This is a genomic window from Pseudomonas sp. BIOMIG1BAC, from assembly GCF_001705995.2.
GTDB classification, from domain to species: Bacteria; Pseudomonadota; Gammaproteobacteria; order Pseudomonadales; family Pseudomonadaceae; genus Aquipseudomonas; species Aquipseudomonas sessilinigenes.
The window spans coordinates 6,521,011-6,534,254 of record NZ_CP049045.1 but is presented as its reverse complement, the minus strand read 5'-3'; the positions used below and the strand labels follow the sequence as shown (position 1 = coordinate 6,534,254).

At 62.4% G+C, this 13,244-nt stretch carries 9 protein-coding genes; 6 read left to right on the top strand and 3 right to left on the bottom strand.

Annotated elements, in window-relative coordinates; translation table 11 throughout:
- Positions 1 to 7: 7 nt before the first annotated feature.
- Complete coding sequence (locus tag ATY02_RS30335) at positions 8 to 1,006, bottom strand: class I SAM-dependent methyltransferase (RefSeq protein ID WP_068578774.1); 999 nt, start codon at positions 1,004 to 1,006, stop codon at positions 8 to 10.
- Between the two features lie 33 nt (positions 1,007 to 1,039).
- Entirely contained in the window at positions 1,040 to 2,005 is a 966-nt protein-coding gene (locus ATY02_RS30330) for a 2-hydroxyacid dehydrogenase (protein ID WP_068578776.1), read from the bottom strand.
- Between the two features lie 82 nt (positions 2,006 to 2,087).
- On the opposite strand from ATY02_RS30330, the gene ATY02_RS30325 reads away from it, so the two are divergent.
- Positions 2,088 to 2,717, top strand: a complete 630-nt coding sequence (locus ATY02_RS30325; protein WP_068578778.1) for a LysE family translocator — start codon at positions 2,088 to 2,090, stop codon at positions 2,715 to 2,717.
- Here the strand turns inward: ATY02_RS30325 and ATY02_RS30320 are convergent.
- Positions 2,701 to 3,474 carry an AraC family transcriptional regulator gene (locus ATY02_RS30320; protein WP_068578780.1) on the bottom strand — a complete coding sequence of 258 codons (774 nt, stop codon included), beginning with the start codon at positions 3,472 to 3,474 and terminating at the stop codon, positions 2,701 to 2,703. The genes ATY02_RS30325 and ATY02_RS30320 overlap by 17 nt on opposite strands.
- Before the next feature lie 86 nt (positions 3,475 to 3,560).
- On the opposite strand from ATY02_RS30320, the gene ATY02_RS30315 reads away from it, so the two are divergent.
- From ATY02_RS30315 to ATY02_RS30295, 5 genes are all read left to right on the top strand, one after another.
- Entirely contained in the window at positions 3,561 to 4,745 is a 1,185-nt protein-coding gene (locus ATY02_RS30315; protein WP_068578782.1) for an MFS transporter, read from the top strand.
- Between the two features lie 146 nt (positions 4,746 to 4,891).
- Positions 4,892 to 6,574 (top strand): fatty acid--CoA ligase, encoded by a 1,683-nt coding sequence (locus ATY02_RS30310; protein WP_068578784.1) that lies wholly within the window; start codon positions 4,892 to 4,894, stop codon positions 6,572 to 6,574.
- A gap of 334 nt (positions 6,575 to 6,908) precedes the next feature.
- Positions 6,909 to 8,792 (top strand): DUF1302 domain-containing protein, encoded by a 1,884-nt coding sequence (locus ATY02_RS30305; RefSeq protein ID WP_068578786.1) that lies wholly within the window; start codon positions 6,909 to 6,911, stop codon positions 8,790 to 8,792.
- Between the two features lie 30 nt (positions 8,793 to 8,822).
- Positions 8,823 to 10,187: a DUF1329 domain-containing protein gene (locus ATY02_RS30300; protein WP_068578788.1), complete on the top strand. Its 1,365-nt coding sequence runs from the start codon at positions 8,823 to 8,825 to the stop codon at positions 10,185 to 10,187.
- Positions 10,188 to 10,496: 309 nt separating this feature from the next.
- Complete coding sequence (locus tag ATY02_RS30295) at positions 10,497 to 13,232, top strand: LuxR C-terminal-related transcriptional regulator (RefSeq protein WP_068578790.1); 2,736 nt, start codon at positions 10,497 to 10,499, stop codon at positions 13,230 to 13,232.
- The last annotated feature ends 12 nt before the right edge of the window (positions 13,233 to 13,244 follow it).

The following is a 13,244-nucleotide window of genomic DNA, read 5'->3' as shown; positions in this document are numbered from 1 at the left end:
AAAACGCTCAGCCGCGCTTGGCCCGGTAAATGCGGAAACCATCGCCTTCGGCCTTGATCGCGCAAGGTCCCAGATGCTCCTCGATCAGTGGTTGGTAGCGCAGGAAGCTGTTGGCAACTACTCGAAGTTCGCCACCTTTTCTAAGATGTTGCCTGGCTTTTCGCAGCAGATTTTCCGTGGCCTGGTAGTCGGTATGGACCCCGGTATGGAACGGCGGATTGGTCAGGATGCCGTCCAGCTCCCCGGGGGCAGCATCGATGCCGTCACCGGTCAGGACTTCGGCCTCCAGGCCATTGGCAGCCAGGGTCAGGCGACTGCTGGCGGCGGCGAAGGCGTCCACGTCCAGCAGGGTCACCTGGTTGTCCGGGTAGCGGCGCTTGACCGTGGCTCCCAGTACGCCAGCGCCGCAGCCGAAGTCCAGCAGGTGCCCTGGGGGCAGATGGTCCAGGTGCTCCAACAGCAGGGCAGTGCCCCGATCCAGGCGCCCGTGGCTGAACACCCCGGGCAGGCTGATGACTGTCAACGGGCCCTCGGCCAGTGGCAGTTGGTATTCCTGGGCCAGGCTTTCCAGCGCCACGGGTTCGGGGGCATTGCTGACCGTGACTTGCCACAACTGGCAATGCCGGGCGCTGTCGAGCTTGCGTGGCTTGCCGAAGGCCGCAAGCTGCTTGGCGACGCTTTCCACACCGCTGCGTTTTTCCCCAACCAGGTACAGCTCGCGCCCGGCCAGGCGCGAAGCCAGGGCATTGAGCAGGTATTGGGCCAGGTCCTTGGACTTGGGCAGGAACAGCACCGCGCTGTCGAACGCGTCGTCTGGCGCGGTCACGCCGAAGTGGCTGCGTCCCGGGAAGCGCGCCTGCAGCGCGGCCTGGTCCCCGGCATGCCAGCACCAGCCCCGGGCTGCGGGTAGGCGGCCGAGCAGATCATCGGCACTCAGGCCGGCCAGCAACAGTGAGCCCTGGAACAACTCAGTCTGGCGTAGGAGTATTTCACTGCGTATGTCCATCGTCCGCACCTGGGCAAAAAGTGGCGCAGTTTATCAATTCACGACCCGCAGCGGTTCACCGTTGAAGAAGGCCCGGGCATTTTCCAGCACTTGGCCGACGATGCGCTGGCGTGCCTCGCGGCTGCCCCAGGCATTGTGGGGCGTAACGATCAGGCGTGGGATATCGGCTTCAAGCAAGGGGTTGCCGTTGACCGGTGGCTCGACGCTCAGGACGTCCGTAGCGGCTCCTCCCAGGTGACCGCTGCGCAGTGCGTCGGCCAGGGCCTGTTCATCGATCAGCCCGCCTCGGGCGGTGTTGACCACCAGGGCCCCGGGCTTGAGCAGGGCCAGTTCCCGGGCGCCGATGAAGTGGCGGGTGTGTTCGTTCAGCGGGCAGTGCAGGGTCAGGGCATCCACCTGGGGCAGCAGTTCATCCAGGGGCAGGCGGTCGGCGCGGGCCGGGCGTCCCGGAATCTGTCCCAGGACCACCCGCATGCCGAAGGCCTCGGCCAGGCGAGCGACGGCGCCACCCAATTCGCCGTGGCCCAGCAGGCCCAGGGTCTTGCCCGCCAGTTCCATGATCGGGAAGTCCAGCAGGCAGAACTGCTTGGCTTGCTGCCAGCGCCCGGCGGCCACGGCCTGTTGATAGTCGGCGACCCGGGTCGCCAGGTTGAGCAGCAGCATCAGGGTGTGCTGGGCCACCGATGGCGTGCCATAGCCCTGGCAATTGCTGACGGTGATGCCTTGGCGCCGTGCCGCCTCCAGGTCGACATTGTTGGTGCCTGTCGCCGTCACCAGGATCAACCGCAGGTCAGGGCAGGCGGCGAGGGTCTGGGCAGTGAGGGCGACCTTGTTGCTGATGGCGACCTGGGCACCCTGCAAGCGCTCGGCTACCTGCTCCGGGAGCGTGTAGGCATGCAATTGCAGGGGGCTGAAACTGTCGTGCAGCGCTCCCAGGTCCAGGTCGCCCAGGTCCAGCGAGCGGTGATCGAGAAATACGGCGCGGCGATTGTCGGTCATGAACTGTACCTTTCGTACGAGGAAACCAAGGCGTAATCTGCGAGCCTATCAGATGAAATAATTAGACATAACAGGAGCCTGCATGTACCTCACCGAGTTCTTGACCGTTGCCCTCATCCACCTGCTGGCGGTGGCCAGCCCCGGCCCGGACTTTGCCGTGGTGGTGCGTGAGAGCGTGACCCATGGCCGCCGCGCCGGTACCTGGACCGCCCTGGGAGTGGGTTCGGCAATCTTCCTGCATGTGGGGTATTCGTTGCTGGGGATCGGCCTGATCGTTTCCCAGTCCATCGTGCTGTTCAACGCCTTGAAATGGCTGGCCGCCGCCTACCTGCTGTACATCGGCTACAAGGCCCTGCGTGCCCAGCCAGCCAAGCCGGCGGCGGATGACCTGCACAAGGAAGCCGGCGTGCGCACGGCCCGTGGGGCCTTCACCTCAGGCTTCGTCACCAATGGCCTGAATCCCAAGGCGACGCTGTTTTTCCTCTCGCTGTTCACCGTGGTGATCAACCCTCATACACCACTGGCGATCCAGGCCGGCTATGGGGTCTACCTGGCGGCTGCCACGGCCCTGTGGTTCTGCCTGGTGGCCATGCTATTCAGCCAGCAGCGGGTTCGGGCCGGTTTTGCCCGCATGGGCCACTGGTTCGACCGCACCATGGGCGCGGTGCTGATCGCCATCGGCGTCAAGCTGGCCTTCACCGAGATGCATTGAGGGCACTGAGCTGGTTCAGGGACGCCACGTAGTGCCGTGGCGTATCCCCGAGCAAACGCTGGAACATGGCGCTGAAGGCCCGGGTACTGCCGTATCCCAGTGAGTCGGCCACGCTGTGCACGCTTTCCCCGGCGAGCAGGCGTGGCAGGGCTTCCATCAGGCGCAACTGTTGGCGCCAGGCATTGAAATTCATCTGCACCTGCTGCTGGAACAGCCGCGCCAGGGTCCGTGAGCTGGCGCCCACCTGCTGCGCCCAATCTTCCAGGGTGTAGGAATGGTCGGGGGTGCGCAGCAGGGCCAGGCAGATGGCTTGCAGGCGCCGGTCCTGGGGCATCGGGACGTGTAGCGGGAGGTTCTCCAGGCTGGCGATTTCCTCGAGCATCAGTTGCTGGATCAGCGGATTTTGCGCCTGCTGCGGGCCCTGTACCGCCCGCAGGATCAGTTCTCGCAACAAGGGTGTGACCGCCAGCACGCAGCATTGCTGCAAGGAGGCGGGACAACGCTCGGCGGCGATGAACAGGGTCCGCATGCGCACCTCCCCGGCCATGAAAATCTCATGCTCCACCAAGGGTGGAATCCACACCGCGCGGGTCGGCGGGATGACCCAGGCGCCATGGGCGGTCACCAGGCGCATGGTGCCGCAAGCGGCGTAGAGGAACTGGGCCTCGTCATGGCAGTGCAGTGGCTGGTGTGCGGCGTCGGCATAGTCACGGGAGTAGGCGCTGACCGGGCCCTGCTGGAAGTGGCTGATTAACATGTCCGCTCCGATGACTTTATTGTCCAGAATGCTGTTTGTCGCCAACCTAGCATAGGCGTCACCTTCACTACCTGCAGCGTGCCGCCATGAACCAAGCCCGAAATGTCATCCGCTACGTCAATGCCGCCCATGTCATCGACCATATGTTCATGCTGATCTTCCCGGCGGCGGTACTGGGCATGACCCAGGCCTTCGCTATGGACTACGCCGCGCTGATCGGCTTGTCCCTGGGTGGTTTCATCGCCTTTGGCGCCTGTTCGCTGCCGGCTGGTTGGCTGGGGGACCACTGGAGCCGACGACGGATGATGCTGCTGTTTTTCTTTGGCATTGGAGGGGCCTCGATCCTCACCGGGCTGAGCGACAGCCCGACCATGCTGGTGATTGGCTTGACCCTGATGGGGGTATTCGCGGCCATTTATCATCCGGTGGGAACGGCGATGCTGGTGGCCTATGCCCGCAATCGCGGGCAGGAAATCGGCATCAATGGCATGTGGGGCAACCTGGGCGTGGCCTTCTCGGCCTTGCTCACCGGTTTCCTGGTGGCTCACTTCGGCTGGCGTTCGGCATTTATCCTGCCGGGTGTCGTGGCCATTGTGCTGGGCATTGGCTTTGCCTTGCAGGTGCGCGAGGAGCCTATCCCCGCGCGTCCTCATGGAGCGATGAAAGGGCAGGGTGGACAGCAGATCTCGATGTTCCTGGTATTCGCTGTCCTGGCCCTGGCCACCGCCACCGGCGGCGTGGTGTTCAACGCCACCACCATGACGTACCCGAAACTGTTCCAGGAGCGCCTGCAAGATGTCTTCACGTCTGCGCAGACCCTGGGCGTGGTGGTCAGCCTGGCCTATGCCTTCGGCGCGGTGGCGCAATTGACCATGGGCCGGTTGTTGCATCGCTTCAGCCTGAAATGGCCGTTCATTGTCATGACCCTGTTCCAGGCTCCGTTGCTGCTTGGGTTGGCTCACGCCGATGGCTGGGCGGTGATCGCGCTGGGGGCGGCGTTCATGTTCGTGGTGTTCGGCCAGGTCACGGTCAATGACGCCATGGTGGCCAACTTTGTTGCGCCACAGTGGCAGGCCAGGGTCTTCGCCCTGCGCTATTGCTTGTCGTTCGGCGCCAGTGCCACGGCGATTCCGTTGATCGCCCTGGTGGAGCCGCGCCAGGGGCTTGGCGGGTTGTACCTGATCCTGGCCGGTGTTGCCGCGCTGACGTTCGTCGCGGCCCTGGCCTTTCCCCGGACGCCGGCGGAGGCCGCCTTGGGTCAACAGGCCTGAGCCGATGCGGAGCCGTTGCGATACTGGCCTGGCGCTAGTATTTGTACGGCTCTGCAAATCATCCCTTTGGCTGATTTAGCTGGCGCGCGGGCACTCTAGAGTGGGTATTCTCCAGCTACGACCGAGCCGTCAGAAAAGGGATTGTTATGTTGCAGACTCGTGTTATCCCACCCGCCGAAGGCGCTTACCAATATCCGCTCTTGATCAAGCGGTTGCTGATGTCCGGCAGCCGTTACGAGAAAACCCGCGAGATCATCTATCGCGACCAGTTGCGCTACACCTACCCCACCCTGATCGAGCGCGTGGCCCGCCTGGCCAATGTATTGACCGCCGCCGGAGTCAAGGCCGGCGATACCGTGGCGGTGATGGACTGGGACAGTCATCGTTACTTGGAGTGCATGTTCGCCATCCCGATGATTGGCGCGGTGATCCATACCATCAACGTGCGCCTGTCGCCGGAGCAGATCCTCTACACCATGAACCACGCCGAGGACCGCTTCGTGCTGGTCAACAGCGAATTCGTCGGGCTGTACCAGGCCATCGCCGGGCAGTTGACCACGGTGGAGAAGACCCTGCTGCTCACCGATGGCGAGCAGAAGAGTGCCGATCTGCCGAACCTGGTGGGCGAATACGAGAGCCTGTTGGCCGCGGCCAGTACGCACTACGCATTCGAGGACTTCGACGAGAACTCGGTGGCCACCACCTTCTACACCACCGGCACCACCGGCAATCCCAAGGGCGTGTACTTCACCCACCGCCAACTGGTGCTGCACACCATGGGCGTGTCGACCATCATGGGCGCCATCGACAGCGTGCGCCTGCTGGGTACCAACGATGTGTACATGCCCATCACCCCGATGTTCCACGTGCATGCCTGGGGCCTGCCCTACGTGGCCACCATGCTGGGTCTCAAGCAGGTCTATCCCGGGCGCTATGATCCAGAGTACCTGGTGGAGCTGTGGCGCCGGGAGAAGGTCACCTTCTCCCACTGCGTACCGACCATTCTGCAGATGGTGCTCAACGCCAAGGCGGCCCAGGGTACGGACTTCGGTGGCTGGAAGATCGTCATTGGCGGCAGTGCCCTGAACCGTGCCTTGTACGAGGCCGCCAAGGCCAAGGGCGTGCAATTGACTGCCGCCTATGGCATGTCGGAGACCGGTCCGCTGGTGTCATGCGCGCACCTCAATGACGAGCTGATGGCTGGCAGCGAGGACGAGCGCATTACCTACCGGATCAAGGCCGGGGTGCCCGGGCCGCTGGTCGAGGCGGCGATCGTCGATGCCGAGGGCAAATTCCTGCCGGCGGACGGCGAATCCCAGGGCGAGCTGGTGCTGCGTGCACCCTGGCTGACCGAGGGCTATTTCAACGAGCCGCAAAAGGGCGCCGAGCTCTGGGAGGGCGGCTGGCTGCATACCGGCGACGTAGCGACCCTGGACGGCATGGGCGTGATCGATATCCGCGATCGGATCAAGGATGTGATCAAGACCGGTGGCGAGTGGATTTCCTCCCTGGACCTGGAAGACCTCATCAGTCGTCATGCAGCGGTACGCGAAGTAGCAGTGGTCGGGGTCGCCGATCCGCAATGGGGTGAGCGCCCCTTTGCCTTGCTGGTGATTCGCGAAGGCTATGAGATCGGCGCCCGCGAGCTCAAGGAGCACCTCAAGCCTTTCGTCGAGCTGGGGCACTTGAGCAAATGGGCCATTCCTTCTCAAATCGCCCTTGTTACTGAAATTCCCAAGACCAGCGTCGGCAAGCTCGACAAGAAGCGCATTCGCGTCAACATCAGCGAATGGCAGGCCACCAACAGCGCTTTTCTCTCCACACTCTGATGTTCTCCTGCCGTGCCCTTGGGGGCACGGCATCCCCATCCTGCAAGCCTTTGCCTTGTACTCGTGGATTTTTCCGTCATTCTTGCCGGTCGTTTTTCAATGGTTATGGCCAAGGTCGGCTCCAGCATGGGTGTCAGGCTGCAAATCACACTTTAGAGGGATCAAGCAGTACCCCTTGCTGGCTATAGTCCATCCAGAGTCTTTTCGAGGGACGGGGCATTGCGCGGTGTCGTCATCACGCAACCTTGAAGCCTGGCCGGTGTGCCGGCGAGGTATTCGAGGCGGTCTCGGAAGTACTTATTGCCATAACAATAATGCACATGGAGTAGCGTCGATGACATCAGCAAACCAGTTCTGGCGCCGGGCGAAACTGCCCCTGGCCGTCGGTCTCGCCTCCACGCTCGCCGGGCCTGCATTCGGCGTCAGTTTCAATATCGGTGAAATCGAAGGCAGCTTCGATTCGTCCCTTTCCCTGGGGGCCAGTTGGTCGACCGCCAACCCCAACAAGGACCTGATCGGGGTCAACAACGGCGGCAAGGGCTTGTCCCAGACCTCCGATGATGGCCACCTGAACTTCAAGAAGGGCCAGACCTTCTCGAAGATCTTCAAGGGTATCCATGACCTGGAACTGAAGTATGGCGATACCGGTGTGTTCGTTCGTGGCAAGTACTGGTATGACTTCAAGCTCAAGGACGAAGACCTTGAGTTCAAGAACATCAGCGATCACAACCGCAAGGAAGGCGCCAAGTCCTCCGGTGGGCAGATCCTCGATGCTTTCGTCTATCACAACTATTCCATTGGCGATGAGCCAGGTTCGGTGCGTTTCGGCAAGCAGGTGGTGAGCTGGGGCGAGAGTACCTTCATTGGCGGCGGTATCAACTCGATCAACCCGATCGACGTGTCAGCGTTTCGCCGCCCAGGCGCCGAGATCAAGGAAGGCCTGATCCCGGTCAACATGTTCTACATCTCGCAGAACCTGACCGAGAACCTGTCGACCGAGGCCTTCTACCAGTTGGAGTGGGACCAGACGGTGACCGACAACTGCGGGACCTTCTTCTCGCAGCCTGACATCATTTCCGATGGTTGCGACAACAACCTGCGAGTGCTGAACAAGCGCTCGACGGTACCGGCAGCCGCCAACCCATTCCTGAATGCCAACAAGGTGGATATCAACCAGGAGGGGGTACTGGTACGCCGTGGTGCGGACCGGGATGCTCGTGATAGCGGTCAGTTTGGCGTGGCGTTCCGTTACAACTATGAGCCGCTGGACACCGAGTTCGGTGCCTACTTCATGAACTATCACAGCCGGGCCCCGATCTTCAGCGCCCAGGGGGCACCAGCCTCGGTCTATGCCCAGTTCCGTAACCCTGCATTGCCGGCTGCCCTGCGTCAGTTGGCGCCGCTGGTGGTCGCGGGTAACTCCAACTACTTCGTGGAGTATCCGGAAGATATTCGCCTTTATGGCCTGAGTTTCTCCACCACGCTGCCCACAGGGACGGCATGGAGCGGCGAGTTGAGCTACCGTCCCAACGCCCCGGTGCAGTTGAACTCCACCGATATCCTGTTCGCCGGAGTGCGCCCCCTCGGTGGACCGGTACTGGGTAATGCTTCGTTGTTGAGCGGTGTACCCGGCCAGGATCTGCATGGCTATCGCCGTAAGGAAATCACTCAGTTCCAGACAACCTTCACGCACTTCTTCGATCAGGTCATGGGGGCTAGCCGCCTGACGCTGGTGGGTGAGGCCGGTGTCACCTATGTGGGTGGTCTGGAAAGCAAATCCAAGGTCCGTTATGGCCGAGATCCCGTGCAGGGGTCTGGCAAGTTGCCGGGCGGGGTTTGTGAGGCTCTGGCCAGTTCCGCATCACAAGGTGCCGGTCTGGGCGGCAGCATCAGTGGCCTGAACACCAACTGCAACAACGATGGCTTTACCACGGCGACCTCCTGGGGCTACCGCGGCCGGGCCATCTGGGAATACCCGGATGTGTTCGCCGGTGTGAACCTCAAGCCCAATGTGGCCTGGTCCCATGACGTCAAGGGCTACTCGCCGGGCCCTGGCGGCAACTTCGAGGAAGGCCGCAAGGCCATCAGCCTGGGGCTGGATGCCGAATACCAGAACACCTACACCGCCAGCCTGGCCTATACCAACTTCTTTGGTGGCGACTTCAGCACCGTGGATGACCGGGACTTCCTCGCCTTGAGCGTTGGCGTGAACTTTTAAGCACACTGCATTTTCAGGAAGAACAACAATATGAAAATCACCAAGAGTCTGTTGCACGTCGGTGTGTTGGGACTGTCGCTGCTGGCTACTGGCGTCATGGCTGCGGTGTCGGCCGATGAGGCCGCCAAGCTCGGCACCAGCCTGACACCGATGGGCGCAGAGATGGCCGGCAACGCCGCCGGCACCATTCCGGCCTGGAAGCCGCTGGCCACTAACGCCGGCACCGTGGACAGCAAGGGTTTCCTGTCCAACCCCTATAGCAGTGAGCAACCGCAGTTCACCATCACTGCGCAGAACGTCGAGCAGTACAAGGACAAGCTGGCGCCCGGGCAATATGCGATGTTCAAGCGCTACCCGGACACCTACAAGATGCCCGTGTATCCCTCCCACCGTGGCGCCACCGTTCCAGCCGATGTCTTTGCCGCCATCAAGCGCAATGCCACCAAGACCAACCTGGTCTCCGGCGGCAACGGCCTGGAGAACTTCGAGACCGCGATTCCGTTCCCGATTCCGAAAAGCGGGGTCGAGGTGATCTGGAACCACATCACCCGTTATCGCGGCGGCAGCGTGACTCGCCTGGTCACCCAGGCCACGCCCCAGGCCAATGGCTCCTACAGCCTGGTGTACTTCCAGGATCAGTTCGTGTTTCGCGACAAGATGAAGGACTACGACCCGAAAAACCCGGGCAACATCCTGTTCTACTTCAAGCAGAAGGTCACCGCGCCGGCGCGCCTGGCCGGTGGTGTGTTGCTGGTCCACGAAACCCTCGACCAGGTTAAGGAGCCGCGTTCGGCGTGGGTCTACAACGCCGGCCAGCGCCGTGTGCGCCGTGCCCCGCAAGTTTCCTATGACGGCCCGGGGACCGCTGCCGACGGCCTGCGGACCTCCGATAACCTGGACATGTACAACGGTGCTCCGGATCGCTACGACTGGAAGCTGGAAGGCAAGAAGGAGATGTACATTGCCTCCAACAGCTACAAGATCGACTCGCCGGCCCTCAAGTACGCCGACATCATCAAGGCCGGGCATATCAACCAGGACCTGGCTCGCTACGAGCTGCGCCGGGTCTGGCACGTGGTCGCGACCTTGAAGGAAGGCCAGCGTCATATCTACGCCAAGCGCGACTTCTATATCGATGAAGACACCTGGCAGGCCGCCGTGATCGATCACTACGACGGTCGTGGCCAGCTGTGGCGCGTAGCCGAGGCCCATGCCGAGGAGTACTACGACAAGCAGGTTCCCTGGTATGCCCTGGAAACCCTCTACGACCTGCAGTCCGGGCGCTACCTGGCGCTGGGCATGAAGAACGAAGAGAAACAGGCGTATGACTTCGGTTTCACCGCCACCACCAGCGACTTCACTCCGGCGGCCCTGCGCCAGGACGGGGTTCGCTGATCGGTAGCAGCAAGTAGAGGCCGCATCCTCGAAAATTGCCCCGGCTGGTTCGGGGCTTTTTTTTGCCTGCCAGACGGACAAGGGCGCCTGATGTAGAAATCAGCGCCAATGTGTCTATCTTTCTTGGACTGAATGGTTCCTGCTCCTAATAAGCAAAGGAAATATCATCCAATCATTCAGTTTTATCTGACCAATTTGGTCATAGTCTTTTTCGCGCAAATGGTCGCAAAAACCTTCAACAGGTGGCCTTTTACCGCTAGTCTGCGGGCATCTGCTACGCCGACAACCGTACACCAATAAGAGTTGGCCATGACTGATCTGTTCTCCCTTCAAGGGTCCGACAATGCGGTGATTCCTGCGCTGGAAGGGCGTTTTTATCGACCGCCGTTGCCTGATGGGTACGTCAAGCGACCGCGTCTTTGCGAGCGTTTGCAGAGCGGATTGAAGGGGCGGTTGTTATTGGTTTGCGCCCCGGCCGGGTTTGGCAAGAGTTCGCTGGCGGTGGAGTTTTGCCAGGGCTTGCCGCAGCACTGGCAGAGCCTGTGGCTGGGGCTGAGCCGCCGGGACAGCGACCCCGGGCGTTTTCTCGAGCGCCTGCTGGCCGGCTTGCAGCAGTATTTTCCGCAACTGGGCCGGCAGTCCCTGGGCTTGTTGAAAATGCGCCAGCGTCACCAGCCATTCGCCTTTGAAGAATGGCTGGACGGTTTGCTGGATGAACTGGCCGAGCAGTTGTCCACGGCCACGCCGCTGGTCTTGGTGCTGGATGACTATCACCTGGCCCAGGGACCGGTCCTGGATCGTTGCTTGCAGTTTTTCCTCAACCATCTACCCGATGGCCTGCTGGTGCTGGTGACCAGCCGCCAGCGCCCGGACTGGCACTTGGCGCGGCTGCGCCTGTCGCGGCAATTGCTGGAGCTGCATGAACAGGACCTGCGCCTGACCCATGAAGAATCCCTGAGCCTGCTGGATCGGCACAGTAACGCATTGCGCGGTGAAGCCCTGGAAAGCCTGATCCAGCGCAGCGAAGGCTGGGTCGCGGGCTTGCGCTTCTGGCTGCTGGCGGTGTCCGAAGCGGGGGGCGTGGGCGCCTTGCCCCAGGGGTTGCATGGTGGCGAGGGGCTCATTCGCGACTATCTGTTGGAAGAAGTCATCGACTGCCTGCCCAGCGAAGTCCAGGCATTTCTCTACGATACGGCCCTGCAGGAACGCTTTTGCGCCGAGCTTTGCGATGCCCTGCGCGAAGCCCATGACAGTGCCGAGATCCTGCGCTTCCTCCAGGCCCACCAAGTGTTCCTGGTACCGCTGGACGAACATGGGCGCTGGTATCGCTATCACCATCTGTTTTCCGATCTTTTGCGCAGCCGGCCGACGGCCAATGCCCTGATACCGGCTGCCAGCCTGCACCTGCGAGCCTGTCGCTGGTTCAACGCCCAGGGGCTGCTGGACGAGGCGGTGGAGCAGGCACTGCGTGCCGGGCACCTGGATGTGGCTGCCAATCTGGTGCAGAACCTTTCAGAGGAGCAACTGCTGGCCGAGCAGAACGTCGGCATGCTGCTGCGCTGGAAAATGGACCTGCCCGACAGCCTGCTGGTCAGCACCCCGCGCCTGATCGTGCTCTATAGCTGGGCCCTGGGCCTGGCCTGCCAGTTGGATGCAGCACAGGAACTGGCGGCTCACTTGAGTCGTTTCCTGCCGGCACCTTCGGCCACTGCGCAGAAGTCGATGCTGGCGCAATGGCTGGCCTTGAGCGGGATTATCGCCCGTGGTCGTGGCCAGCGGGAGCAGACCCTGGCCTATTGCGGCGAGGCCCTGGAAAGCTTGCCTCACAAGCGCTACGGGCAACGGTTGATGTGCCTGTCCACCCTGTCCAGCCTGGCCATTACCGATGCCGACCTGTGGCGTGCCCGCAGCCTCAATCGCGAGTCCCTGGAGCTGGCGCAGCGGGTCGGCAATCCGTTGTTCGAAGCCTTGGCCCATTACGATCGCGCGCGAGTGTTGCAGGCCCGCGGCGAGGTATTGCGGGCCCAGGAGGAAGTGCATCAAGGCTTATGCCGTTTGCAGGGTTTGTCGGCCCAACGGCTGTACGCGGTGCGGGCACGGCTGACGTTGTATGAAGGTTATCTCTTGACCCTGCGCTTGCAGCCCGAAGCCGGCCAGGCCCGACTGCAGGCCGGGCTGGTGGAGGCCCGGGCTTGTCGTGATATCAGCGTGTTGATCGGGCACTGCGTGATCGCCAAGCAGGAGGGCCAGCGCGGTGAGTTCGCCCGGGCCTTTGCCGAACTGGCCGAAGCCGAGCGCCTGATGCATATCTGGGATGTACCGCCGATCTACTACCTGGCGATGATTACCCTGGTGAAGTGCGAGTTGTGGTTGGCCCAGGGGCGCACTGACCTTGCCGAGGCCTGGCTGGCGCGCTTGGGGCAGACCTACACGGGCGAGCAGGCCGCGGCGCCGCCGGAGTTCCATCCTCAATTACCCCTGCATATCGAATTGCAGCAAGCCCGGCTGGACGGTATCAAGGGCCAGGGAGCCAGGGCCATTCAGCGCCTGGAACGTCTGGTGGAGCATGGTCGGCACAGTGGCCGGCAATTGCTGTGCGTCATGGCCCTGACCCAGAAAACCGCATGGCTGCTGGCGGCGGGGCAGGGGCCGGAGGCGCGCCGGGATTTTGCCCTGGCCCTGGAGGCGGCAGTGGGGGGCGTGTTGCAGCCTTTCGAGGCGCTGCTGCTCGATTATCCTGCCTGGGCGCGCGAGCAGCTCGAGTCGTGTGCCAGCACTGCGCTGACCCAGGCTTTGCTCGAGCGCTTGCCTTCGACGCCCCGTGACTCGCCGGAGCCAGCGGCTCCCAGTGAGTGCCTGAGTTCCCGGGAGCTCTCTGTGCTGCAACTGATTGCCCGGGGATGCTCCAACCAGGAGATCAGCGAGCGCCTGTTCATTTCGCTGCACACGGTGAAAACCCATGCCAGCCACATCAACAGCAAACTGGGAGTGGAGCGCCGGACCCAGGCGGTGGCCCGGGCCCAGGAATTGGGGTTGCTGGGGTAGGCGCTTTTGCCG